32 protein-coding genes are annotated in these 25,674 nt (G+C 37.7%); 13 read left to right on the forward strand and 19 right to left on the reverse strand.

What is annotated here, in order from left to right:
- Positions 1–73: 73 nt before the first annotated feature.
- The 4 genes from FIV01_RS17860 to FIV01_RS17875 all read right to left on the reverse strand — a co-directional run bounded on the left by FIV01_RS17860 (position 74) and on the right by FIV01_RS17875 (position 7,667).
- The gene (locus FIV01_RS17860; protein ID WP_246210477.1) at positions 74–2,056 is read right to left on the reverse strand and encodes a hypothetical protein; all 1,983 of its coding nucleotides are present in this window, start codon (positions 2,054–2,056) and stop codon (positions 74–76) included.
- A gap of 682 nt (positions 2,057–2,738) precedes the next feature.
- A complete protein-coding gene (locus tag FIV01_RS17865) occupies positions 2,739–5,774 on the reverse strand; it encodes a CDC27 family protein (RefSeq protein ID WP_152432324.1) in 3,036 nt (1,011 codons plus the stop codon).
- Between the two features lie 19 nt (positions 5,775–5,793).
- Positions 5,794–7,215 carry a glycosyl transferase family protein gene (locus FIV01_RS17870; protein ID WP_152432325.1) on the reverse strand — a complete coding sequence of 474 codons (1,422 nt, stop codon included), beginning with the start codon at positions 7,213–7,215 and terminating at the stop codon, positions 5,794–5,796.
- 263 nt (positions 7,216–7,478) lie between these two features.
- On the reverse strand, positions 7,479–7,667 hold the full coding sequence (locus FIV01_RS17875; protein ID WP_152432326.1) for a hypothetical protein: 189 nt from the start codon (positions 7,665–7,667) through the stop codon (positions 7,479–7,481).
- A 394-nt stretch (positions 7,668–8,061) separates the two neighbouring features.
- Here FIV01_RS17875 and FIV01_RS17880 point away from each other — a divergent pair, with 394 nt between their 5' ends.
- The 3 genes from FIV01_RS17880 to rimJ all read left to right on the forward strand — a co-directional run bounded on the left by FIV01_RS17880 (position 8,062) and on the right by rimJ (position 10,437).
- Entirely contained in the window at positions 8,062–8,355 is a 294-nt protein-coding gene (locus FIV01_RS17880; RefSeq protein ID WP_114785353.1) for a RebB family R body protein, read from the forward strand.
- A gap of 34 nt (positions 8,356–8,389) precedes the next feature.
- A complete protein-coding gene (locus tag FIV01_RS17885; RefSeq protein WP_152432327.1) occupies positions 8,390–8,689 on the forward strand; it encodes a hypothetical protein in 300 nt (99 codons plus the stop codon).
- A gap of 1,160 nt (positions 8,690–9,849) precedes the next feature.
- On the forward strand, positions 9,850–10,437 hold the full coding sequence (gene rimJ / locus FIV01_RS17890) for a ribosomal protein S5-alanine N-acetyltransferase (protein WP_152432328.1): 588 nt from the start codon (positions 9,850–9,852) through the stop codon (positions 10,435–10,437).
- A 191-nt stretch (positions 10,438–10,628) separates the two neighbouring features.
- Here the strand turns inward: rimJ and FIV01_RS17895 are convergent, their stop codons facing one another.
- The 10 genes from FIV01_RS17895 to FIV01_RS17940 form a co-directional block, all read right to left on the reverse strand.
- On the reverse strand, positions 10,629–11,357 hold the full coding sequence (locus FIV01_RS17895) for a hypothetical protein (RefSeq protein WP_172971871.1): 729 nt from the start codon (positions 11,355–11,357) through the stop codon (positions 10,629–10,631).
- Positions 11,358–11,556: 199 nt separating this feature from the next.
- Positions 11,557–11,832, reverse strand: coding sequence for a RebB family R body protein (locus tag FIV01_RS17900; protein ID WP_114785348.1), 276 nt, complete (start codon positions 11,830–11,832; stop codon positions 11,557–11,559).
- A gap of 49 nt (positions 11,833–11,881) precedes the next feature.
- Positions 11,882–12,157, reverse strand: a complete 276-nt coding sequence (locus FIV01_RS17905) for a RebB family R body protein (RefSeq protein ID WP_152432330.1) — start codon at positions 12,155–12,157, stop codon at positions 11,882–11,884.
- Between the two features lie 88 nt (positions 12,158–12,245).
- On the reverse strand, positions 12,246–12,521 hold the full coding sequence (locus FIV01_RS17910; RefSeq protein ID WP_114785346.1) for a RebB family R body protein: 276 nt from the start codon (positions 12,519–12,521) through the stop codon (positions 12,246–12,248).
- A gap of 49 nt (positions 12,522–12,570) precedes the next feature.
- The gene (locus FIV01_RS17915; protein WP_114785345.1) at positions 12,571–12,846 is read right to left on the reverse strand and encodes a RebB family R body protein; all 276 of its coding nucleotides are present in this window, start codon (positions 12,844–12,846) and stop codon (positions 12,571–12,573) included.
- 57 nt (positions 12,847–12,903) lie between these two features.
- A complete protein-coding gene (locus FIV01_RS17920) occupies positions 12,904–13,179 on the reverse strand; it encodes a RebB family R body protein (protein WP_114785344.1) in 276 nt (91 codons plus the stop codon).
- A 54-nt stretch (positions 13,180–13,233) separates the two neighbouring features.
- On the reverse strand, positions 13,234–13,506 hold the full coding sequence (locus FIV01_RS17925; RefSeq protein WP_152432331.1) for a RebB family R body protein: 273 nt from the start codon (positions 13,504–13,506) through the stop codon (positions 13,234–13,236).
- 48 nt (positions 13,507–13,554) lie between these two features.
- Positions 13,555–13,830: a RebB family R body protein gene (locus FIV01_RS17930; protein ID WP_152432332.1), complete on the reverse strand. Its 276-nt coding sequence runs from the start codon at positions 13,828–13,830 to the stop codon at positions 13,555–13,557.
- Between the two features lie 73 nt (positions 13,831–13,903).
- Positions 13,904–14,473 carry a structural protein P5 gene (locus FIV01_RS17935; RefSeq protein WP_246210478.1) on the reverse strand — a complete coding sequence of 190 codons (570 nt, stop codon included), beginning with the start codon at positions 14,471–14,473 and terminating at the stop codon, positions 13,904–13,906.
- A 398-nt stretch (positions 14,474–14,871) separates the two neighbouring features.
- Positions 14,872–15,582, reverse strand: a complete 711-nt coding sequence (locus tag FIV01_RS17940; RefSeq protein WP_152432333.1) for a hypothetical protein — start codon at positions 15,580–15,582, stop codon at positions 14,872–14,874.
- Positions 15,583–16,369: 787 nt separating this feature from the next.
- Between FIV01_RS17940 and FIV01_RS17945 the strand changes: the two genes are divergently transcribed.
- From FIV01_RS17945 to FIV01_RS17990, 10 genes are all read left to right on the forward strand, one after another.
- A complete protein-coding gene (locus tag FIV01_RS17945) occupies positions 16,370–17,251 on the forward strand; it encodes a helix-turn-helix domain-containing protein (protein ID WP_152432334.1) in 882 nt (293 codons plus the stop codon).
- A 9-nt stretch (positions 17,252–17,260) separates the two neighbouring features.
- Entirely contained in the window at positions 17,261–17,815 is a 555-nt protein-coding gene (locus tag FIV01_RS17950; protein ID WP_152432335.1) for a GNAT family N-acetyltransferase, read from the forward strand.
- Between the two features lie 27 nt (positions 17,816–17,842).
- Entirely contained in the window at positions 17,843–18,106 is a 264-nt protein-coding gene (locus FIV01_RS17955; protein WP_114785336.1) for a RebB family R body protein, read from the forward strand.
- 26 nt (positions 18,107–18,132) lie between these two features.
- Positions 18,133–18,405, forward strand: coding sequence for a hypothetical protein (locus FIV01_RS17960; protein WP_152432336.1), 273 nt, complete (start codon positions 18,133–18,135; stop codon positions 18,403–18,405).
- A 47-nt stretch (positions 18,406–18,452) separates the two neighbouring features.
- On the forward strand, positions 18,453–18,731 hold the full coding sequence (locus FIV01_RS17965; protein ID WP_152432337.1) for a RebB family R body protein: 279 nt from the start codon (positions 18,453–18,455) through the stop codon (positions 18,729–18,731).
- Between the two features lie 87 nt (positions 18,732–18,818).
- Complete coding sequence (locus FIV01_RS17970; RefSeq protein ID WP_114785333.1) at positions 18,819–19,094, forward strand: RebB family R body protein; 276 nt, start codon at positions 18,819–18,821, stop codon at positions 19,092–19,094.
- Between the two features lie 89 nt (positions 19,095–19,183).
- Entirely contained in the window at positions 19,184–19,459 is a 276-nt protein-coding gene (locus FIV01_RS17975) for a RebB family R body protein (RefSeq protein WP_114785332.1), read from the forward strand.
- Between the two features lie 124 nt (positions 19,460–19,583).
- Complete coding sequence (locus FIV01_RS17980; RefSeq protein ID WP_152432338.1) at positions 19,584–20,285, forward strand: class I SAM-dependent DNA methyltransferase; 702 nt, start codon at positions 19,584–19,586, stop codon at positions 20,283–20,285.
- A gap of 22 nt (positions 20,286–20,307) precedes the next feature.
- Complete coding sequence (fos, locus tag FIV01_RS17985; RefSeq protein WP_152432339.1) at positions 20,308–20,706, forward strand: fosfomycin resistance glutathione transferase; 399 nt, start codon at positions 20,308–20,310, stop codon at positions 20,704–20,706.
- A 184-nt stretch (positions 20,707–20,890) separates the two neighbouring features.
- Entirely contained in the window at positions 20,891–21,685 is a 795-nt protein-coding gene (locus tag FIV01_RS17990) for a Cof-type HAD-IIB family hydrolase (protein ID WP_152432340.1), read from the forward strand.
- Between the two features lie 21 nt (positions 21,686–21,706).
- On the opposite strand, the gene FIV01_RS17995 is transcribed toward FIV01_RS17990, so the two are convergent.
- Genes FIV01_RS17995 through FIV01_RS18015 form a run of 5 tightly spaced genes read right to left on the reverse strand, consistent with a single transcriptional unit; the run spans position 21,707 to position 25,662 of the window.
- The gene (locus FIV01_RS17995; RefSeq protein ID WP_152432341.1) at positions 21,707–23,464 is read right to left on the reverse strand and encodes a bifunctional lysophospholipid acyltransferase family protein/GNAT family N-acetyltransferase; all 1,758 of its coding nucleotides are present in this window, start codon (positions 23,462–23,464) and stop codon (positions 21,707–21,709) included.
- Position 23,465: 1 nt separating this feature from the next.
- Positions 23,466–23,918: a hypothetical protein gene (locus tag FIV01_RS18000; RefSeq protein WP_152432777.1), complete on the reverse strand. Its 453-nt coding sequence runs from the start codon at positions 23,916–23,918 to the stop codon at positions 23,466–23,468.
- A gap of 14 nt (positions 23,919–23,932) precedes the next feature.
- Positions 23,933–24,370 (reverse strand): YHS domain-containing (seleno)protein, encoded by a 438-nt coding sequence (locus FIV01_RS18005; protein WP_152432342.1) that lies wholly within the window; start codon positions 24,368–24,370, stop codon positions 23,933–23,935.
- Positions 24,367–25,110 carry an NRDE family protein gene (locus tag FIV01_RS18010; RefSeq protein ID WP_152432343.1) on the reverse strand — a complete coding sequence of 248 codons (744 nt, stop codon included), beginning with the start codon at positions 25,108–25,110 and terminating at the stop codon, positions 24,367–24,369. Before FIV01_RS18010 ends, FIV01_RS18005 begins: the two co-directional genes overlap by 4 nt.
- A gap of 3 nt (positions 25,111–25,113) precedes the next feature.
- Positions 25,114–25,662, reverse strand: coding sequence for a DinB family protein (locus tag FIV01_RS18015; protein WP_152432344.1), 549 nt, complete (start codon positions 25,660–25,662; stop codon positions 25,114–25,116).
- Positions 25,663–25,674 lie beyond the last annotated feature (12 nt).

The raw sequence follows: 25,674 nt of genomic DNA on the forward strand, positions 1-25,674 counted from the left end.
GAATATAGAGAAAGTGTTCTACTCATGTTGTGAGTAAAACACTTTGATATACCTGCATCGATTGCAGCGTTATTTAGTGGTAGCGAGTACCGGGGAAGCCCTGATGCAGGCCAGTTGAAATTACTTCATAACGATCTGACCTGAAGTTTGGGAAAGGTGAAAATACCGCTCTGGGTAGTCTTGGTAACTGAACTAAATAGCCTTTAGGCGCAGCGAGAAATCCAACATTTATACCTGTTTTTTTCAACGCTTGTTCAAGCTTAGTTAAATAGAACCCCCCTCCTACATTACAAGACTGAACCTTTAAAACCCCAACTTCACGTAAACCGAGATCAAACAATTTCTTTGCAAGCTCAGTTGGTGAAAGCGATGTCTCCAATCCGCTTTGATTACTGCAAATGGGACCGTAAGGATTACCATGAGCAACCACATCCAAACGATGATTAAACGTTAATGAGGATAGTTGACTTGAGCTAGCCTGAGGAAACATACCATTTAGCAGGTGGGATACAAGATCACCATCACTGGCCATGTTTCTTGAAGGGATGCCATAACGACTCTTCACATTCTCACCATAATGTCGAAATAGAGATTCTGGTTGTCCTTTTCCAAGAAGCAGTACGTGCCTAAAGTCTCCGGACGATACCCAGTTGTTAAGACTATTAGCAGTTTGGTTTAACAACCAACCTGCAGCGCCTGTACGAGTCACTTTGTGTATACCTAGCGAACCCATTCCACCGAATAAAGCGTAATCATCAGTGAAAGGAAAACGCCTGACCCTTTGCCAACTACCTTGAACATTTGCCACATAGTCAGTTCCCTCGATGGCATCGGTCCCAAGGTAGTGATGAAGACCTGGCTCCACTTCCGAGCCTATTGACGCTGAACTACTTATTTTACTGATAGACAAGGCTTGGCTTTGCGGCAATACAGCACCAGGTCTTGCTGTTTGTAGCGTCGCGAGTTCAACAAACTCGTCGGTGTAAACAGCGTCAGCTACTCTTGCGCCAGTAAACATAGTTCGGGAGAAAAGTAAGGTTTGAGCAGCTTCACCAAGTGCAAGTTCACCCAATAATTCGGGTGCAACGAGTGTAACTAAAGTGATAGCGGCGAAGGTCGGAAAGTTCCAGCGACTATGATGTTCTTGCTGCTTATGCTGACGAAAGTGGTTCACCACTGCCTCTCCAACCATAGAGTAGCCGTATTTATGGCTAGGCAATTTAGAGACCTGCACATGCCAATCTGTTAATGTTTCACGTTCATCTTGTCGTAGGGATGACCATCGGCTCAAAAGCGTGCTTTGCATCATAGCACCAACTCGTGCATATGGGTGAAGCCCGTTTAGTGGCTGAGAAAACTCATCGTATGATGGCTTCCAATTGGCCGAAAACTGCTTTAATTCTTCGAGTAAAACCAACTCTAATCTATCTCTAAATTGACCTCCTGCTGAAAAGTTAGCGATCAAAAATTGACGAAGAGAGTCAGAGTATCGACTATTGGTTTTATCGGCTAACCTTCTGACGAGATCGGCTTCTCCATAACGCTCTAAACTTATGTTTAAAGCGATCGAGAACAGTGACAACCCAAGTGGATCATGCTCATAATATCTTTGCAGATACATGGCTTCGTCTTCAGCCATTGGGTAGAGTACTTCAAGTTCAGTTGCCAAGTTTGCTAAAAACGTTTGCAACATATATTCAGACGGGAATAGCTCGTGGTGCGGCATATCCGGAGCTTGGGACATAACAAACAGAGTTGCTGCTTCACTAATGATCCCCACTTCTAGACTCGAAAGTCCATCGGTATTAAACGATTGATTGGCAACCTCTCCTAAACGAGTCATAAACAAGCTAGACATATATTCGGTGCCATGCTTTCTCTTTGCAACATTAAGTGCTTCAACAGCGCTTAATGCATGCTCTTGTGCGTCCCAATCAACCCACAGGCTCGCTTTGTCACGCATAGTCTGATGATGATCGTATTGGGTAAATGTTGCGTCTGTTGCTCCCGTAGAAAAAGAAGCAGCGAGAATAGAAGATAATAATATTTTTTTCATATTTTTTGTTCTAATGAAAAGTGAAGGTCAAATAGACAACCCACACTTAATATATTGGACGTAGCACATTGCTCTAATGGCAAAGCACTACAAGAGTCGGCAAATCATTTTCTCGCTTAATGGGTATTAACGAGACAACCTGTCGGCTTTTAAATGAGCACCAAATGTGATATCCGCATCTTGTAAAAATAAGTAGCGCTATATAAGCAAAACTTAAGAATGAGTCTAGAACTAAGGTTTAGCACAAGTACCTAAACACTTTATTAGAATGAAAATGATTAGATAACCAAACCTTAATTAAACAAATATTTTACATGAAATTAACGCATTTGAAATATATCTCATTCTTAAGCTGTCAAACAATCCGCATAACACTATTATTTTTGTAAGACTTTTTCCATCCAACTTTTAAAATAAAAAATCATTTTAAATCATAGCTTTAAATATTTTTATAAATTAAAGCAAGAAAAATAATTCTTATATTTACTTTCACATTCAGTAAATATTAATGAACGAAGCCAGTAAAGTTAATAACCATCACAAATATACTAGACTTAATTATTATTTTTGTATATTAAAAATGTAAAACCTACAATGGCTTATATCTTACAATAAGAACAGATAATGAACACTGAAGCTTTTATTTCAATAAATTGATAGGTAAAGGTGATGAACGATACCCTTAGTATGAGAGGTTAAATCGTAAAATAACTGCATTTTTTTCACTATCGCTGAGGTATTTTTGCCACTCCAATGAAATTTCTGTCTCATTAGAATAACCAGTATATTTATCATTGTTAAAAGAAGCTAACCAACCCACACCGGCACCGGTTTTCACTTGGTTATCACTTTGTGCATCGACAATGTCAGCGCTCGCTTGTAGCAATCCATACACACGTAAACGTTGGTGGTAATTCTGGCTTACTCCCCATACAGGCCCAGATTCACCTCTGGTGTACAACAATGACCTTTGATCGTAAAACTGATAAAACGCATCAAAGTACAAACTGTTTGACCAGCTTACTTGTTGAACCCCTCGCCAAGTTTTGTCCCAACCTAAGCCCGAAAATACATCCCCGTTCACTCTAATGTAAGTGCTAGTATAGGAATCTTCGCCTAAATAATGGCGAACACCGGAAGAAAATGTCATGTCAAACCGTTGCAGAGGCCTCCATTTCAGTCCCAAATCAACTCCAGTAGAATCCCAAGATCCGGAGCTCAATACACTCACTTGCCCGGCTAGCGAAGGAAGGCTTTCAAAACCATAGCTCGCACTGACTTGATAAAACCCCTCACTATCGGGGTCATCAAATAGCCCCTGAAACGGACTACTGTTTCCGGACTCTCCACTGAAAGAGAATTGCCAAGCTGAAGTCACGGCACGATTCTCAGCACGCAGCTGGTCAAGAAGTCGAGTATCTTTTTCAGGCATAGTAGTGAGCTGGTCAATAAGCGCTTTATATTCATATTGCGCTTTGTCACCACAGCCAATATTTTTGTAGGCTTGAGCTAATTGGTGACGCGCTGATATTTTATCTTGACCATTTAACTGCGGGATAACAGATTCAAACAATCGAACTGAGTCTTTAGGACGATTTAAGAAGTAGGCATAAGCCAGTTCAGTAGCGATATAAACATCCTGAGGATAAAGTTTATGTTGGTAGGAAAGGTAATCAGTCAGCTTTTGCTTGCTTCCTTGTAATTTATACAGCCCAATATATCGAGAAACAATCTGACGATCCGATTCGAATTTGTTTTCTACCATGTCAAGGTTGCTTTCGGCGGAAGTGAAATCCTTTTTGGCTAAATAGATATCTATACCGAGCAACCACCAGTCTAAGATATCTTGGTCATCACTTTCAGCCCACCAAAATCTGGCTTTTTCATACTGTTTTAATTGGTAATAAGAGCTTGCAACTAAAAGCCGAACATAAGGTGATTGTATGTGCTGCCATTCGGATAGCAATACGTTAAGTACCTCTTGGTAACGCTGCTGCTGATAAAGCATCTGAGCTTTCGTCCCTACAATAGCCAAGCGCGCTGAAAATGACTTCTGCATCAACAAGGCATTGTCGGTGTATTCTAACGCTCTATCAACATTAGCAGGGTAGCTGCAATACCCGAGGACTTGCCAAGCAAATGAGGTTTGAGGGTTTGAGAACGCTTGTTTGGCAAGGTTACACCCATTATATTGCTGCCAAAGCAATGCGTTATCAAATGAAGCGATATCTAGGTTCTTCAACTGCAGAGCAATCTCCGGGGCAAATTTTCTGGGGTGCTTTGAATACAGCGTGAGTAGTTGCTCAGCAATTTCTAGCCTAACTTTGGAAGGCAGAGAACTGACGGATAACAACTTCTCGTATTGTCTGATTAACTCAACCTCAGTAAGCGCTTTTTTCATTGCTTCTAATAAGCTTTGAAGGTCAGACTGCCTGTTAGAGCGACGATAAACTGCTTCCCACTCAAGCATTGAATGATTGAATTGATCATTTTTTTCATATGCCAATGCCAGAAGCCTCATGCTGCTCAAAGAAAGGTAAGCAGTAGACGACAAGATATCTATTACCTTTTGATATTCTCCCTGATGGTACCTATTCCATGCAACCACTATCTTTTGCCTGTGAAGAAGTCCCGAATCATTAAAAGATGCGGATTCAATCATGAAGGATAGGTTTAACTCTTCCGCTAAACTCAGCCATAGCTTAGGTGATTCAAATGAAGAACAAGATGACAATTGCTGCTTGGCTAACTCACGGTTGCCTAGTCTTGCACTGATCAATGCGCTTTCAGTGCAAGAAGCATTAGATCTCTTTTTTTGATACGTACGGGCGAGCGGCCAGTTGCCGAGACTTATGGCAAGTTGGAATGCACGCTCATAGTCATCTGAAGATAAGCCATAATATTGTTCCAACCATTTATACCAGTACAAAGCTTGCTCATATTCTTGATCATCAATCAAATCGAGGATCAATTGCCGAGTGAGCAGAAGCTTTGTTTCCGCATGATCGGATCCCGTCAGAAGCGCTCTCGTCTCTTTGATCTTGTTACTTTTAATTAATGCAAGGCCGAGGATATATTGCTCTCTGTCAGACAGCACTCTCCTACGTCTGATCTGAGACATGGTATCGATAACTTTCGAGTAGTTTTCACGCTTTAGCCAGACTTCAGCCTCATAAAGAATAGCTTGATCTGGCTTAATATCAGAAGCTTGGGAGATACTCCAATCCAGTGCCACTGACTCAGAATTATCTGCTAACCAGTAAAGACGATATAAGTATACCTGCCGCTTGGCTTGAGGCGGTAAATCACCCAGTAAGGCAACAAATTCAACGTTAGCTAGGTGCAACTGCTGAACTGACATTTCACTTCTTAAGCTCGTAAGCAACTTTACTGTATCTTGCTCCGGCAATGCCTCTAATGTTTCCTCTGCTTCTGTGTACGCTTTTGCCTTTAGCTGCAACTTAAATAGGTAATGTAAAAAAGGTTGGTAGTTGGGAGCTATATTCAAAGCTCTTTTCACTTCAGTGATGGCTTCCACAAATCTCTGGCTACGCTCAAAAGAAAAAGCCCTGTTCAAATAAGGAAAAGTACGAAAGTGAGTAGATTCACTTAAAGACGAAGCTAAAAACGTGGTGCTGTCCTTTACTGCATCCAAAACTGGAGTAGTAAACAATGAGATAACTATTATAATGACTTTAATTAGGCGTATTTTCCTCATGATTATTTTCCTTCTTTATTTATGAATTTTTAATATCAGGAAAGTCATGTTTAGTTTTGTCCCATGATATTTTCATTATGTTATCTTTGGAAACAACAAGATATAATGCCCTAATATTTGAGAAGAAATTAATAATGTTACTCCAAACTGTCCTAGGAATAGAAATAAACGCGCTTAGTAATCCATAAAACCTTCGTACAAATATAAAGCGGTGTATAAGTCTGTTTATAAAAAACAAAATATTTGCATAACTTATATATGCGAATAGAAAATAATCATCAAATATTGACAAAAAGAAATAACTATCTTTAAAAATAACTTGATAAATGGATATACATGCTATCTGAAGAAATACTACCATAGACAAAAATGAAACAGTATTTGATAAAACACAACGTCTATCTCGCCAAAGAAAGTAGTTCATTTTCCAATTGTTCGTCCACCCGATATTTTTCCAACCTTGAAATACTATGCCGATGATCCAGCGACTTTTCTGTCTAACTGCGGCATTAAAAGAGCTAGGGAAGAACTCTCTAACACAAACAAGACTCGGGTTATCACTATCATCAGAGCTTTTAAAGCTGATATTTTGGGCCACAGAACGGACGAATATTTCGTTCATCCCCCACTGTTTTAACCTCACACTAATATCGTAATCTTCGGTTAACGATCGACAATCAAAAGGCTTTCCTCCGCCTGAACGAGCCAGCCTCAACAATGCTCTTCGACTCAAGCAAGTGCCCACTCCAGCGCTAGGAACGTGACCCGTCATAGACATTCGAACTAAGAGATCTTTTTCATGTAATTCAGAGAATTCATCTATATAATGTGAAGACGTAAATTGATACCACTTTCTTACGTATGGATAGACAGGAATTTGTATTAAGTCATATTCTGGCAGATAAGCATTAAACAAGGAAAGTTCATAAGAGTGAGTAACATCTTCGGAGTCATGCAAAATAAAGCCTGAAAATTTTATTCCTTTTCTACTTTCTTCGAACAAGATGTAGTTAAATATATTATTCAAGCAATCTGCTTTACTTGTAGGTCCCGGTTTTTCACAGATAACATTGTGCACATTTTTATATTCAGTGCATACTTTTTTTATACAAGCCGTAGTCGCCAGATCATTTGGATATGTACCAACAAAGATATGAAAATTATCGTACTTACAGGAAGATGCTAGAAGAGATACCATTTTCTCAATCACACCATCCTCCTGCCAAGCAGGTATCATTATTGCCATATAACTTTGTTCTATGTCGGTCTTTACATTTTTTTCTCTATTTTTTTTTGAATTAATTCCTAATAATACCTTTTTCCAATACATTAAATCGATGAATAGATCATCAACTCCAAATAAAAAAATAAATATAATTAAAAATATAGCTATATACTTTAGGAAATAAAGATAAGATAGAAAAAAATCAAAAACAGACATTTAGGCTCCTCATATACATGAAGATGAAAATATAGTTTTTTATATGATAAATTATTACGTTTCACACAAGAGGGGCTATTTCATGCTATTTTCATACTATATTTTCATCCACATGTATAAGATGTATTATTCACTTAGGATTTATATAACAATATCAAAAGCCATGAAATAATGGATAGTTTAAAAATGCCAACTATAAATAAAAAACAGGCATTATTATAAATTGTGGTAAAAATGATAGTTAATAAATATTTTAAAGTGTTCTATTTTCTCTTATCTCCATCAGGAATATTGTATTTTCTCAAAGTTAAATAACCATTATCTACCCGAATGGATAGAGAATTACTATTAAATCCACCATAATATCTTCTTCTAACAATAAGTTCAGATATTGAACTAGCATTAATAATTCTTCTTTCATATACTCTTTGTAAATACTTATACTTCGTCATAGAACTCTGCTGCTACTTATCCAATAAAAACTAGCGTTAACCATAAAACTTTGCCCAGCAATCTCTAACAATGAAACCTATTTTATAAAGAGTAGTACAGGTTTCCTTGCACTATTCATAGTCCGTATAATACTCTATAGATTAGTTACAATATCATTAAGTGATGAAATAAACATAAGTTTTTTTCAATTTGCATGTAAAAGTTAATTCATCATTAAATAAATGAATAGGAAAGGCATTATAAATATATAAAAAAGATAATTAGTCTAGATTTAAAAGATAGGATGTTAACCAGATATTACCTAATGATGGCTATTTTATAATAAACTAATATTATCAAATTGGTTAACATATCTCTCTATTCATACACATTTGTATCAGTAAAGGAAAGCATATGTCTGATCAAGATTACACTACATTACAGAAGTTCTCTGACCAACCTACATCGATAGCAGAAACAACCTTATCTGAAACTATTGGCTTGACTATGCATAACTTAGTGGCAAACCAGCAGCAATCTCAAGTGACGACTTCTGCATCAGTAACCAATGCATGTGCACGATTACTTGCCATCCCTCAAGCTTCTTCTCAAAAGGCTGGTTCTAGTGAAGAGTTCGGTATTAGCGCACAACGTGAAAGAGAGAAAAAGAAAAAAAGTGGATTAGCTGGATTCTTTTCACGTTCATAGCACTACTGGGCATCTTGAATAGCGCATAAGCCTGATGGCCGATGAACAGAATAACTACATCGATCAAGCAACATCGATAGCTATTCAAGATGCTGTCGACAATATTCGTAATGTCACCGATATATGTAACACTGCTTCTGGCGTCGCTATGGCAAAACTGCTGGAGGGAGGCGACAAAGTCACATGCTTAACGACTATCGCAGAATCGAATCAATTGATAGCAAATGCGATTGAAAATTATGAAAAAATAGTGTCTTTATCTATCGAATGTCGTCAGAAAAACGCTGAAACATCACGAGTAAATAAGCCAAAGAAGCGATTCCTTATTTTCTAATTTATCAATAAAGGTTAAAAATGGAAGAGAGTAAAAATGGTACATATAGAGTTCATAGCCGTAAGTATAGATACCCCAACGGAAGAACAAAAAAGATAATATACAAGTATAAATCGGCTCCTAAAACAGACATACAGCTGGAAAAAGACGTTTTCCTTCTACTCGAGAAAGTCATAGATACCTATAAACAGATGAGTAAATCTCGACAGCTAGAGTCCTTGTCACGGATGCTATCCAGGCTCGAAATGCTTGATAACACGCCTCAAACTCCATTGACAAAAGCTAAAAAGGATTTTCTAGGTTCTAGCTAATCTATCAGATATGGCTCAACTCGACTAACCTACTGCTAAAAATATCTAGCTAAGTTTTCTTGAACCGTGAGACCAAAATACCTTTCTCCCTTTTTCCCATGGGTACATAATTGTTCATATCCGTCTCCAACAACACATCATTCCTTTTGGGTTGCAGTGGGTAATCTCTTGGGTAATAGTATTGACTTTCTACAATAGACGATAGTGATAAATACCCTGTTTTCTCTATTGCTTTATGAAAGCAACGATATGCCCTGAAACAAGCCTTTAGCTTTCTACTCATTATCCTTACTCACTGATTTTCTTATAATAATTATAATTAACCTAATTTATTTTTTAGGTAAAAAGAATAGAAGGCTTATAAAATTTCAAAAATATATAAAAATATCTTCCAAAGATTTTCCGCATTGAATAATTTGCTATGTGCGACAATAAACAATATTTTTCAAAGAGATAAATAGGCTTCTCCCCTTGTAGCATAAAGGCTGATCCAAAAATGAATAAATCTAAACAGACTAGAGAGTCATAGTTTTTTCATTTTTATTCATGCCTTCAGTCACCACACACATCCGTCTATAAATGCATAAACAGCGTTTATAAGTAGTTATCATGCAAGTCAGATTTATTATATCACTATATGCTTAATCAATTTAATAATCATTATTTACTAAAAGTTAAGTTATTTGTCTCTGTTATAGAGTGATGTTGCTACTTAATATGATGGTTACCAAATTTAGCCATAAGGAAGTGAGATAAAAATTATACGGCTAGTCATATAGCATTAAACATTCACCATTGATATTAAATATATAGAAGCATTCTAATTTACTATTTTTAAGGTAGGTAGCAATGACACAACTAAACTTTCTTCATAATGTCAGCTTAACTGAAGATGATATTATAATAAGAACTGCACAGATTTCAGATGTTGAAACTATAACTAATTATTATAAAAATAATAAAGACCATTTAGAAAAATGGGAGCCAGAGCGTGATAATAATTTTTTCACTGTACAAGGTTGGTATCAAATCCTGTGTAAGTTTGATGAGCTGAACCGAAATGGATCATTAGTCTATTTCATAATTATAGATCGCCAATCCTCTGAGATGATTGGTAGTATATCTTTCAGTAATATTTTTCGTTTTCCTTTTCATTCTTGCAGCTTAGGTTACTCACTAAGTGAGAAAGCTCAAGGAAAAGGGATCATGACCAAAGCATTAACTGCTGCTATTAACTATATGTTTAAAGTTCAGAACTTACATCGGATATCAGCTTACTTCATGCCAAAGAATAACAAAAGTAAAGCAGTACTCGAACGATTAGGGTTCAAATTTGAAGGCTTTGCCAAAGACTACTTACTCATCAACAAACAATGGGAAGATCATGAACTAGTCTCTTTATTGAATCCAAACTGGATAAAACCCCAGACTCGCTAATATAGATGTTCGCATTTTTCCCCTAGATGTCAATCCGACTAGAGTACTCAACTGCCAATGACTCTAGTTGGATAGTGTAACACTACATGAATACAACTATAGTCTTATCGCACTACATTGTAGGCTTGCATTAAGATAAAGCCCTTTTTAGTACAATATAGTAGCTCATTTCCTTGAGCTACAACTCTGCATCATTTCCCAGAAAATCCATTAATTATATTTAATATGCTTAGTATTTTTTTTGATACCTGCTTTTCAAAAATTACTGCTGACTTTTCTATTGTTTTAATAAATGTTTCTACTCCCCAGCCTAATATTATACACAAGAATTGAACTGGAACACTTTCTAGACTTATAGATTTAGACATTAGAACAACAATAGGTGGCCATACAACAGAGTAAATTATATATTTATTTCTCTTTATTTTTGCACTGTTATAAGTCATGATACATCCGTTTAAAAGAAAGACTATACGCAACAGTACTGACATCAATGCAAATATATAAGGATTTATATACTCTTTAAATAAGTAGTAACCTTTAGTATAGGTAAAACTAATAATATTTTCTTCATCAATTGTAACGGAAATAATATCTTTATGATGTAAATAAACCAATGTTAATATGAATGACATTAACAATATAAGGAACACTCTCAAGAACAAACTCAATAACTTATGAGACTCTACGGAAGCCATATAATACTTATCAGATATTTGCTCCATTGAATGATCTTTTGTAAGCGCTAGTAGCTTATCTCTCAATGAAAAAAGGTCATCCACTTCTAAGTTATCGATATTCTCTATTTCTGCAAGATCAATATTTAGATCTTCTTTTTTTTCTAGAGTAAGAATTTCGCTATCAAATACAAACCAGAGTAGCTTTCTTATATCAGATATTATTAATTCTCTTATATCCATATTCCTCACTTACATAAATTTACCCTACCATTCTAGATATATGAGGGACGGTTAAAAGTAAAAGCCAACACAAAATTATTAAGTCCAACCATCTAATATACATGTTACTACCTTATTTCATCATAATAATATAGCCATTATTTATAATGGCTATATTTTTAATTAATAAACAGATACTCTGTTTATTTACTCCGCTTAATTAACCTTTCTCAATGATTCCTTCAGCAGTACGACCTACAATTGAACCACCTACAGACATTAGTGCATTAAACCCTTGTATAGTCGCAGCATGCATAGTGATTTGACCTTGCTGCTGAGCTGACGTTACATTATGAGCACCAGTACTTAGAGCATGAGAAGTCGAGATTAGTAAGTTACCCATCGCCATTGCTGGTGTTTCACCAACCACTTTAGTGTTCACCTGAGTTACTGAGTCTGTTACTTGTCCATTCACTTGGGTTGCTGTTTCTGACATAATATTTTTCCTCTCTTATTAAGTATTTAATTTTTTAGTATGCTAATTATTAGCCTTTCTCGATGATTTCTTCGCCTGTACGACCAATCGCAGCAGAGCAAACACTCATTAGTGAGTTAATACCTTGGACCGTCGCTGCCTGCATAGTGACTTGGCCTTGCTGCTGAGCAGAAGTCGCATTGTGAGCACCAGTGCTTAAAGCGTGGGAAGTAGAAACCAATAGGTTACCCATTGCCATTGCTGGTGTTTCACCAACTACTTTGGTATTCACTTGAGTGACTGAATCAGTGATTTGTGGATTTACGGTTGTTGCTGTCTCTGACATCGGTTAGTTCCTCTTAAATTAATGAATGACAATTTGGATTCGGTTGACGTTGCTAAAACGTCAACCAAATGCGGCTATTCTGTAGAATTTAGCCTCTTTCAATAACTTCTTCGCTCGAGCGACCAATAACTGCAGAACCGACACTCATCAGTGAGTTAACACCTTGTACTGTTGCTGCCTGCATAGTTATTTGTCCTTGCTGCTGTGCTGACGTTGCATTGTGTGCTGCATTAGACAGTGCGTGCGAAGTAGACATCAGCAAGTTACCCATAGCCATTGCTGGAGTCTCACCGACAACTTTAGTGTTTACTTGAGTTACAGAGTCTGTAATTTGTGCGTTTACCGCAGCTGCTGCTTCTGACATAAGTAGTCTCCTTAATTAGTTAAGTTGTTTTTACTAAGATAAATGACGATTATTTCTTCTCGATGATTTCTTCGCTTGTACGGCCAATAACTGCAGAGCCTACGCTCATTAGAGAGTTAACACCTTGTACTGTTGCTGCATGCATAGTGATTTGACCTTGCTGCTGTGCTGATGTCGCATTGTGTGCGCCAGTACTTAGAGCGTGAGAAGTTGAGACAAGAAGGTTACCCATAGCCATTGCTGGAGTTTCACCAACTACTTTAGTGTTAACTTGAGTAACTGAATCAGTGATTTGTGGGTTTACAGTGGTTGCTGCTTCTGACATGATTTATTTCCTTTTTTAACTTAATTAATTAGATAGTTATCTGTTGTGAATTGGCTATTACTTCTTCTCGATGATCTCTTCACTAGTACGACCAATAACGGCAGAGCCAACGCTCATTAGAGAGTTAATACCTTGTACCGTCGCTGCGTGCATAGTGATTTGGCCTTGCTGCTGAGCAGAAGTCGCATTATGCGCCCCTGTGCTGAGAGCGTGTGAAGTAGAAATGAGCAAGTTACCCATTGCCATCGCTGGAGTTTCGCCAACGACTTTAGTATTTACCTGAGTAACTGAATCAGTGATTTGTGGATTTACCGTAGTTGCTACTTCTGACATAGTCTGTTTCCTATTTGATTTAATGGTGTTGTGTTATTTCGATAAAGTTGTTAATTACTTTTCGATAATTTCTTCGCCAGTTCTTCCAATAACAGAAGAGCCAACACTTATCAGAGCATTCACTCCCTGAACTGTTGCCGCATGCATTGTCATTTGACCCTGCTGCTGCGACGCGGTGGCGTTATGAGATCCAGTACTTAACGCATGTGACGTTGATACTAAAAGGTTTCCCATAGCCATAGCTGGCGCATCTCCAATCACTTGTGTATTTACCTGTGTGACAGAGTCCGTCATCTGAGCATTAACAGCTGCTATTGCCTCAGACATTGTGTGCTACCTCCTTTGATTAAGATGATTATTCGCTTGCTCTATGCTTTATCTCTTTCTAATACTCGCCTCTCTAACTCGACCTAAAAGTAGTGACCCAACATTTGCCAAGGTATTTACCCCTTGGACTGTCGTACCTTGCATCACTATTCGGCTTTGATGCTGAGAAGAGGTCGCGTTATGCGCTGTATTACTCAACGCATGCGACGTTGACATTAGTAAGTTACTCATCGCCATAGCTGGTGTCTCACCAACTACTTTCGTATTTACTTGTGTAACAGAGTCTGTAGTTAGAGCATTTACAGCTGAAACATTGCCTGACATTGTCATACCCTCATTTGGCTACCACCTTAGTGGAGATTATTTAATGAATAATTAATCTCGGTAGAAATTAAAATCATTTAATTGAAATACTTTTTTTAATTATCTTCATGGGAAAAGAATTCCCAGACTCTATAATTGCCATGTTCTTAATAATTATTGGATACTCATCGTTTTCAATAATTTTATCTCTAGGTATCCCACTCATGATTGATAATTTTTTAATTATATTTTCGGTATCATTTTCGTTAGGCGGTGAGAACCTAAATATTATTCTTTCTATAGTTTTTATATTATGTTTATCCCTATAAGTCATAAGTGTTTTATAGGCTGCTCTAAAGCCATATTCAATACTAATAAACTCTTCAAAATCATAGTCATGCTTCTTTTCTACCTCACCCAACCATTTATTACTTGGTGAGTATCTTATATTTAAAGGATTATTGTTTCTGATCCCTCGACTCATACCTTCAACATTAGAAATACTTTCATCTTTATCTAAAATTGAAAAATGAAACCAATCTAAGTTATTAATATTTTTTTCATCATCGATTAGGTAGATCATAGCCATGAGAAAAAAGTTTAAAGATAAAGAAATTAAGAGTAGTATATTTTTTCCTATATAAATACCTTTATCATTTTCCATTGTAAATCAAACTATATTCTTTCTCTCTCCTTGTTGCAGTAATATTAGTTCTTTTTAGTTCAGTCCGGATAGTCAAAATCAATCAAAAACATATACAAAACAATAAAATTAAAGTCCTAAGTTTAAAGATATATTTTTTATAATTATTAGGGGAAAATAGTAGCAAGTTTAAATACAATTATTACGTATGATTGCGGATAGTATTAGTTGTTTGTAAAATTAATAGGATATGCTTAAGTACTAATATATAAACAGATTTAGTTTATAACCAAGGTTACCAATTAGATGTTCATAGAGCATAAACTCATGGAAACCTAGGTTATAGAAGATGAGATTAGTTTGATGAGAGAAGCCTGTCTGACTTATATTGTGTAGCCATTCAGGCTTCGAGGAAGCTATCAGCTAAAGTCAAAATCTTGTATATCGCGAGTGATCGAATTTTGAGATTTAGCTTTGAAGTGAAGAACTAGGTTTGCGAGTTCTGTTTTTGCATGTTCTTCAGGAAGAGGTTCCTCATACATTGCATCTCTTAAGGCTGGGGGATTAAACCTAGTAATATATGCAGCTGTTAGAATAGAAGTAATGATAGCGTTGTTGTCGTTCTTACAGTAACTCAATGTCCTTACACGATGATCATTTGGACACATTTTTTTATACGTAATAGTTTCAGGACAAGTTCTGTAGCCCTCTCCAATTACAAGCTCATCGGACGATAAAATCCAGCTAGTTTCTTTACCGAGTTTGGTAAAGTTTAGCTTACTATCATCTTCACTATCGAAAACAGGTAGATCCTGGTCAAAACCGAGATTTCGATCAACAACAAAAATCTCAACGCCACGAGTTAAGTTATCAATACAAGTTTTTATCTTATGGGGCTTGTAATCACTATCATAACTCTCTGCATTCATCGACTCAAAACCTGTTCTCTTGATGTCATAAATAACTTCAGCTTTAGGGTACCCATTTGTTCGCAGGTTTCTACATAATGTTTCCGCTTCAAACCTCTCACATTGAGTAAGGATGGATAAGGTTAAGCCTTCATCCACTCCTTGCGTTTGGTCTGGAACTCCCAACAGCTCGATTTGTGTCAACTTTATATTATTATTCACGAAGTAAACTCCTTTATAGATGTTTTGATAATTAAATCACAGCTAAAAAAATCAATCTTGTAATTAATTACTGATTTATAATTACGATATACTTGATATTTAATATAAAATTGAATTATTTTTACTATAAATAAAAAGAATAAAATGTAGAATAAATAAAGAACTATTTGGAGTAATTTATAATGAATGATTTTATACATAAAAATACTGAAAATACTGAATGTAAAATAAGTAACCATGAGAGTGATAATTTCAGTAATGAAGAAAATAAAATATTTAGCGATAAAGAGGATCTAGATTGGTCGATAGACAATGACTACCTAAATGTCTACGAAAATATTGATACTCTATTCGATGATAGTGGATATATATACCATAATGACTTTGATTATTAAAACAAGGTAAATACTTATAGCAAATTACCACACAAAGTACGTTAAATCCCCATTAAACCTATTATTAGATCCTATTTTACATTCATTAAATGGGCTTTTAAAATATATATAAATCAAAACCTTACTATTCATTAGCCAAATGACAATCAAATAGTGTGGTCTTAACCCAAAAATTAAGTAACTACGACTTCATTTATGCCTTTGATATAGGCATTTATTAAATGCAACGTTTTGTGGGCCGGGACCAAGGATTTATTTCAATCTAGTTTAATAAGTAAAAAACAAATAAACGGATAATTAGCTAATATTTACCTAAAGTTAGTCAAAAATGACAATAAGTTAGTGAATATTAATGTGAAAATTTTATCAAAGTTACTTCATCGGAGTTGATCATGATAAACAACGGAATCATAAATGAAATGAAAAATTGCCCTAACTCTATATTGAATAAACATATTCATATGGCTCAACAATCTAAAAACAAGTTGATAAGTATCTATTGTAGAAATGCGCATCTGATCAAGCTTCATGTTGAAAATTTCCATCTCAATAGTGATAACGATTACGGTAAATTTTCTGTAATTGATGGAGACCCTAATGTTAAAACTACTATTGATAAAATTAGACCATTACTAAAGAAAAAAGAAAACATTACTGTATTCATAAATGGTCTGGAGATCTTTGACGAAGAGGACTATGACAAACTACTAAAATTCATTAGAAATATTAAAGAAGATAAGTCGATAAAGTTTATTTTTCCTTTCAATGACACCTCTGTAAAGAAAGGTTTAGTTGATATATTCTTAAGTGATGACTTCTTCAATATTTATATTCCTATCGAACAAAATACTCATTCAATTGGGTATGATGAGACTTGTGATGATGAACAGCAACTTAAAAATATATTGAGTAGCGAGGAAGATATCGAACATCTCAAGAAATATCATACTTCCTTATATTTAGCAGTCTCATATATATACAAGAATTTATCAAATGATATAACGTTAGAAGAAGTTGCAAAGTCCGCATATGTTAGCCCCTCTCATTTGTCTTATCTATTTAGGACTAAGTTAAACACTAAGTTTAAGAAAGTTTTATTTATTCTTAGACTTAACAAGGCAAGAGAGATTATTACTCATAACCCAAGGGTGACATTAACAAATGTTGCTATTCAAGTTGGGTTTTATGATTTAAGTCATTTTGGGAAAATATATCGTAAGTATGAAGGTTCAAACATAGGTGATTTCAGAGATTCAATCCGAAAGCAAAATTAGGCTAGGACTATGTTTAAAGATTTTTTTAACATTGACGGCAAAAGCTATTCGATATCGCTACTATCGGTATCGGATAGCAAGCCCATCACTGATTATTACAAAAGAAACAATAAGCATCTTACTCAATGGGAACCAAGGAGTAATGATAACCTTGAAATGCAATCAAACTGGCAAAAGTATATTTCTTCCATCATAAGAGAGTATAACTTAGCAAGGTTCTTTTCATTCGTAGTAAAAGTGGACAGTAAAATAGTTGGAATAATTAATATCAATGATGTAAAGAAAAAACCACATTATTCTTGCAACATAAGCTATTCCAGTGATTTGGCATACCAAGGTAGAGGAATAATAAAGTCATCGATAGATATTATTTTAGAATGGATGGCTAAGTATCAAAAGATTAAATATGTTACTGCATATTGTATGACCAATAATAAAAAGTCATTGAAGCTTTTGAATTCACTTAACTTTCAAAGAATAGGCTTATTTAAAGACTATGCGATTGTCAATAACGAGTGGAAAGATTTCTATCTACTCAAAAAAGAATTAACTCAAATATTTTAATTTTTCATCAATAAGTGGAGCAAGATTATGCCAGATTCAGTATGTGAACAAATTACCGACTCTGTTACCCAAACGAATACAAAAACGGTTGCTGAGACACCGGCAATGGCCATGAGCAACTTCATCATGGCAACCAACACTGCAGTTAGTAACAGCAATCAAAATGCCACAGCAGCCCAACAACAAGGCCAAATGCTAATGCAAGCAGCCACAACACAGGGCATTAACGCCATTAATGCGATTGGGTCAGCGTCGATTTCAAAAGCAGCAGAAGCCATTTTAGAAAAGTAACTTCCTAACTTTAAAGGTCCGTAACCATGAATGAACCACCGAAGCCTATTGAAAGCGCAAAGAATACAGCGACACAATCAATCGCACAGTCATCTGCAATGGCTCTATCTGATGCAACTGACAACCTAAGAAATTTATCATCTATTGGCACAACAGCTATAGGTGTTGCACTAGGACAGTTTATAGAGACAGGAGACCCAAAATATCTGGAAGGTATTGATAAAGCAGGAGAAGTAGTGAACCAAGCGATTAGCAACTTCTCCGAGCTAGGTACGAGAGCAAAAGAAAATATCAACTAGATCTCACATTTATCTCAACTTGTTTATTTCGTTAATGGAGCAAAATCATGTCAGAAACTGAAGCAACCCAAGTTAATGCACAAATTACCGATTCAGTTACTCAAGTGAATACTAAGGTGGTCGGAGATACTCCAGCAATGGCGATGGGAAATCTTCTCATGTCTTCATCTCATTCACTCGGTAATGCAGGGTATAACTCAACAGCGGCACTTCAGCAAGGACAAGTTACGATGCAAGCTGCCACGGTCAAGGCCGTAAATTCAATGATCAGTGTAGGCTCAGCAGTTGTTGGCCGCACCAGCGAAGGCATCATTGAAAAGGGTTAGTTGTCAGTATAGCAAAGCTAATTGCCTATTCAGTAAATTTCATCTTTCAAACACAACAAACCAAAATTTGTATAAAGGAAACATCTTATGTCAGAAGCAGCAACAACAGTAAACGCACAAATCACAGACTCCGTCACGCAAGTAAACACGAAAGTGGTTGGGGAAACACCAGCAATGGCTATGGGCAACTTGCTGATGTCTACATCACACGCTCTGTCTAATTCAGCTCACAACGCAACGACAGCCCAGCAGCAAGGTCAAATAACCATGCAAGCAGCAACAGTTCAAGGCATAAACTCTCTTATGAGTGTTGGCTCTGCAGTTATAGGCCGCACGAGCGAAGAGATCATTGAAAAAGGCTAATCATTAACAAGCCAAAACATAGGGTCAACACTCTACTCAAGTTGGCCCAATTCCAAACTGTCATTTATTAATTTAAGAGGACCTAACCGATGTCAGAAACAGCAACAATCGTAAATCCACAGATCACTGATTCAGTTACCCAAGTGAATACAAAAGTTGTTGGAGAAACCCCAGCAATGGCCATGGGTAACTTGCTGATGTCTACCTCGCATGCCTTATCTAACGCAGCGCACAACGCTACAACAGCGCAGCAGCAAGGACAAATAACTATGCAGGCAGCAACAGTCCAAGGCGTTAACGCTATCATGGGTATCGGCTCTGCCGTTATCGGGCGCACTGGTGAAGGTATTGTTGAGAAAGGCTAATTCGCTCAACAAATAATATAACTATCGATTAGGCGCAGGATTACATGTGATAATCTGCGCCTCTAGTGAAACTCCTATTTTTCATTTATTATCAATCCCTTCTTGATGGATTAGGAGTTTTTTCATGTCCGACATGTACACCAAACATGCTCACCAGTACGACGCAGCAATTCAAAACAATATTTACAATGCAATGTTTGAGCGTCCTTCCACCATTGAATTACTGAGCCACTTAAAAGGAGCCGACGTTTTAGACATGGGCTGCGGCTCGGGTGTTTATGCAAACTGGATACTCAGCCAGTCAGTTAAAAAACTTACCTGTGTTGATGCCTCGTCAGATATGATCAATCTGGTTAAGAACAAATTTGGCCCTCAAGTTAACGCCTATGTGCAAAATCTGAATCAAGGCTTGCCCATTGAAGCCTCCAGCAGTGCCGATGTCATCATAAGCCCTCTCGTGCTTCACTATGTTGAGGACCTAGTACCTCTTTTTTCAGAAGTGTACCGAGTGTTAAAACCTGGTGGCTATATGGTGTTCTCTACCCACCACCCTTTCAATGACTTTTCGGCCAGCCCTTCTTCTAATTACTTTAGGCGCGAATTGATTGAAGAGACTTGGGACACCATAGGCATGCCAGTAAAAGTGAAGTTTTATCGCCGCTCATTGATGGAAATTACTGAAGCGATTAGTCGCTCTGGATTGATCATTTCAAGAATCACAGAGGGGTGTGCTGATGAGAGCATCCAAACCAAGTGTGAGTCCACTTATCGACGGTTGACTAGCCATCCAAACTTTATTTTCTTTCGCTGTGAAAAACTAAAGTAAAATTAATATTAAGGAAATGGCTATGATTTCAGGCCTTAATCATATCACACTCGCAGTGAGCAACTTAGAAACATCTCTCGCGTTTTATATTGAAGTCCTTGGTTTACAAGGTAGGGTAAAGTGGGCAAAGGGTGCATACCTTTGCGCTGGCGACTTATGGTTATGCTTGTCTTGTGATACTCCCAGCCCAAGCCAAGATTATAGCCACATCGCATTTAGCGTCGAGGACGAGAATTTTTCAACACTTTGCCACAAACTTGAACAACACAATGTCAGGCAATGGAAAACCAATCACAGCGAAGGACAGTCAGTTTACCTGCTAGACCCCGATGATCATAAGTTGGAGATCCATTGTGGAAATCTAAATACACGCTTAATCAGTTTACAGCTTGCACCTTATGAAGGCTTAGAGTGGCTGTAAATAATCATGTTTCACCATGTTGATCTAGAAATGCATTTTATCCGCTTTCGTATTTAAATAACTCTAAAAACACCCCACTTTTATTAACAGACTTGCGATTATCTCTGGTTGCTGTAGTTTATTTCCTATCTTTAGCCGATTCCCCTTTAGGCTTGGTGATTTTTAAACTTTAGGTAAACACTGTATGTCGCTCACGGATATTAAATTTATTGCCTCCGACATGGATGGGACTCTCTTGGACGAAAACGGTCAGCTTAACCCAGAATTTTTTGCTGTTTTTGAGCAACTTGAGCAGAGAAACATTAGATTTGCCGCTGCTTCTGGCCGTCAATACTACAGCTTAAGAGATACATTTGAACCGATTAAAGATCGCATGATATTTATCGCAGAAAATGGCACTCTGGTAATGTATCAAGATAAGGAACTATACTGCTGCACCATTGCTAGCGAATCCATTAAAGCGATTATATCGCAGGCACGAGAGATCGCAGACGCGCACATTGTGTTATGTGGTAAGCGCTCAGCCTATATTGAAACTCAAGATCCCCAAGCACTTGAGGAAATTTCTCATTATTATCACCGCTGTCAAACCGTTGATGACCTACTGAGTGTCGAAGATGAGTTTATTAAAGTCGCGATATGTCATTTCAACGGAACGCAGGAACACGTTTTTCCGAAAATGAACACACAATTTGGCCACTCTCATCAGGTGGTCGTTAGCGCCAAGATATGGCTTGATGTGATGAATATTGATGCTTCAAAAGGTGCAGCCATCAAGCACCTTCAAAAAACGTTAGGTTTCAATCATCAACAAACGATGAGTTTCGGTGACTATTTAAATGATTTAGAAATGCTGGAAGAAAGCTATTACTCTTATGCGATGGATAATGCGCACGAAACCATCAAAAAGACCGCCAAGTTCAGAGCACCCAGTAACCATGAAGATGGGGTTATCAAAGTGCTCAAACAGTTGATATAGTTAAAAGATGGCAATTGCTCACTATTCAGTATCGAAATGCTGAGCGTGATAGGCTTTTGCCTCTTCTCTCCCCATATATTTTCCTAATGTGTTGGTTGGTACAGCAGTGAGATCTACTACAATCAAGCCATCTAAGGCATAGTTAAAGGCTGGATCAACATTGAAGCACACTAACTTACCGTGTAAACCAAGATATTGTCTCAGTAATACGGGGACTCCCATGCCTTGATCCAAGCGCTCTATTACTTTAGAGAGTAAAGGTAAATCTGCTAGCGAAGTCAACATATCTGGACGCCAGAATTCTTGCCCGCTTTCTCTAAGCGGTGTGGTGGGAGAAACTAACTTAGCTTTTTCTTCATCGTAATAATGCACTGACATCACAGAAGCAATAAGCTGACGAGCCACCGGACTATAATCATTACTAATACTCACAGGGCCGAACAAATGGGTATATTTAGGGTGACGCTGAACAAACTTAGCAATGCCTTTCCACAATAACAGTAGAGAATGTATATTGCGCTGATATTGCTTCGCCACAACAGAGCGACCAACTTCAATCGATTGACCCAATGTTTGTAAAAAAGCGAGATCATAGTTAAATAAGCTCGTTGAGTAGAGCTGTTCTAATCCACCATTTGCCATTAACTCATCAACGAGCCCAAGTCGATAAGCCCCCACCAAATCCTTGTTTTTTCTATGCCAAACAAACAGTTGGTGATAATTAGGATCGTAATTGTCGATATCACACGCTAAGCCACTACCCTCGCCTACTTCACGAAAACTCAGCTCTCTCACTCGTCCTATCTCTTTCATCATATGTGGAATAGAAGGTGTCGGAGCGCAATAAACGTCAAAGTCACCTTGCTCTAAAAGCTTGTATTCCTCAATCTGACTCAGTTCTGTTTGTAAGTCATCGGTTTCCACTGGGTTTACTATGGGTAAGCCACTATCCAACACCGATTCAGTAGCGTTTGATTTACCGCCCATACTACCCATTAAGTAGGTATTGAGACGCAGATATTGGGTAATATCACTCTCTTTTTCAAATCCCTTTATTTCTGAAAATGGAATAGGATTACCCACTGACACAGAAATGGTTTGACCTGCTTTATTTAGCAGCTCACGTCCTAGCAAAGCCGTTCTCAATAGTGGATGAATCCGTCCCGCTTGATAAAAGAGCTTACTGTTTCTCCCGTTAATAAAAATAGGAACTGTGGTGGCTTGAGCATGCTTAACAAACTTGGCCACCGATTTGCTCCAAGCTTTATCTGTCACCTTATTATCATGAGCCTGCCAAGCTGACACTTCACCGGCGGGGAATAGAATGAGCACTCCACCTTTCTGCAAATGCTTATTCGCAGATTTAATCGCTTTGCTATTTGTAAGCCGTGCTTGCTTACCACCAAACACATCCACGCCAATAAATAGGTCATCCAATTCTGGAATTCGCTTTAGAAGCTCGTTGGCCAATACTTTAACGTCTTTACGTACTTTTGAAATCAGTGACGCAAGAATAATCCCTTCAATGCCCCCAAATGGATGATTAGCAACAATCAGCAATGGCCCCTCTTCAGGGATGCTGTCCAAGCTGCCGTAATCCATTCGATATTGCGTTCCAATACGATTGAGTGCTTCATGCATGAAATCAAAACTATCTTCAGGCAGCTCATCTTGCATATACAAAGCATCTAAAGTCGACAAACCAGTCGCCCACTCCAGCACGCTTTCTCCAATGCCAAAAGGCGTTTTACGAGGCAATCGAAAAGGACTTTTCTGCATACTACTCTCCTTTAACTAGAAGACTTCGAGTGAATGAACCTTCCGTCTTAACATCTCGGATAAACAAGAAAACACCACATGCCCATACAATACAGGCCATACCGAACAGCAAACCACCATCGTCTCCGACAATCTCACCCGTAGCATTAAATTCAGGCATTACCACTCCTAGAGGGGTAAAGAGATGGAAGAAAATTGCTCCGGTCATAATTCCTGCACTCATTGCGCCTCCCACACCATGAAATCGGGTAAAAAGCAGCACTGAAGCAATCAATTCAGCAAAACCAATTAGATATCCCCCATAAACGCCAAACCACTCAATACCTGACCATTCACCTAAGGTACCAAAGATATGGTCAGTCTCATAAGAGCCTGAAAATTTAAAGAACAGCGATTGAATAAATACAAACGCGATAAAGGCAGAAGGAATATGTTTTACCGGAGAAATTTTCATCATCAAAATCCTTTTTATTTGATCAGATTTGGCCAGTTAACATCAGCTTTTTTAATATGACCAGCGCGGTCATTATCCCAAAGTTTTTTTACATCTTCGTTGTAATTAAGATACAGTTTGCCATCAACAATCGCCCATTGCTCAGGGTCTGAAGAAGCAAAATCATTCTTAGCCGAAACCGCCCAAGCGCAGTAACCACCATATTGTGGTGCGTAAGCTTCAGGATCTGCTTTGAATTTGTCTAAATTCTCCTGAGAAGAAAAGTACCAATCAGCACCTTGATATTCGACTTGCCATTTACTGTCTCCTTCAACCGGTTTTCCTTCAGTAAAATAGGCTACGCTGTCGTATCCACTTACCGCTTTATTACTAAAGATACCGGTGGATATTTGGTCCGCAGACCAAGAAGGCCAACTGATCAATAACACTAAAAGGGCCAATAACTTCTTCATTTAAAAACTCCTTGCTCTGTCATATTAGTCATTAAACATTTCTTTATTATTTCAAAATCTATACAGCCGGTATCATCAATCGATTGGTAGTGCATTTCCTGTTTGCCAGCACAAACCGATACTGAAGTAAAACTGACCGTTCTGGCATCATCTCGCGACATCAAAGGAGAGAGATGAGGGCAATCTTTATCGCGATTAAGGTGAAAAAGAACCCCGAGATGTTGTTTATCATTGGACTGGCGTAATCTTTCATATAACTCGATTCTGTAACGACGAGCAGCCCGGAAATGCTTAGACGCAGATATCACTGGAGTATTCACAACAGATTGTTGCAACTCTTTACCGTCCCATGTCCATCCATTCGCTTGCTTAGATCCGCTGAGATCAAACGAAACTAATGTAAAAGGAGCACAAGAAGATAAGTCAATCTCTGATAGTCGTACATTAACCGCTAAACTGGAGTCACTGCCTGCCAGAGCTTTGACGACCAAGCCTCTACTTGTAAGGATCCCCTGCGGTGATTGCCCTTGATAGTAATTGAGTAAACAAATAGTCACTCCATATTGATTGGTGGATATCCAGCTTCCACCGCCAACAGAATCAATAGGCATCAAACAATGAGTATCATCAAGAATTAAATCCTGAGGTTCAATTGCAGCAAGACGAGTCCGCTGTTCATCGCGATTAAAATACACTTCATAATGATCACGGTTGTGATAGATCCAAGATAGTGTACACATAATCTACTGTGCCCTCTGATAGGTTACTGTCGCTGGGGCAAGCCCAAAATCAGTCTCGGATGCGATGCCTTTTAAAGAGGCCATGACTTTAATCATCGCAAAATGATGAGTCGCATGGAGCGCAGCAAAGGTCAATTCACGGGCCAGAGAAGATTGAACTTCTTGCGCACAAGTTTGAGATAACAGTACTTCAGTCTCGACAATAACGATCTGTTCTAGGCGATTGGCAGGCAACTCAAATAACCATTCAATTAGCTGTTTGATTTCCTGCTTAGCTGTATTGATTTCTCTTTCAACGTGATGACCACGTCGCCTGACGTTGTAATCAATCTTATCGCAGTCCAAACGGATCGCATGGAAGAGATCGAGCCAATGGCGATAATGCTCTCCAATAGAGCTGGTCATATGTGGGGCAGCGACAAACGTGTAGTCTTCTGGAGAAAGTCTCTCTAAGAACTCCAGCCCCTGATTGAGAGTTTCAAGGCACCCAATAACGGTTTGAGAAGGCATAGATTGACTCAATTCTTCTGAGCCAGTCGGTATATTTTTCATAATATGTCCTAC

The organism is Vibrio aquimaris, assembly GCF_009363415.1.
Classification (GTDB): Bacteria; Pseudomonadota; Gammaproteobacteria; order Enterobacterales; family Vibrionaceae; genus Vibrio; species Vibrio aquimaris.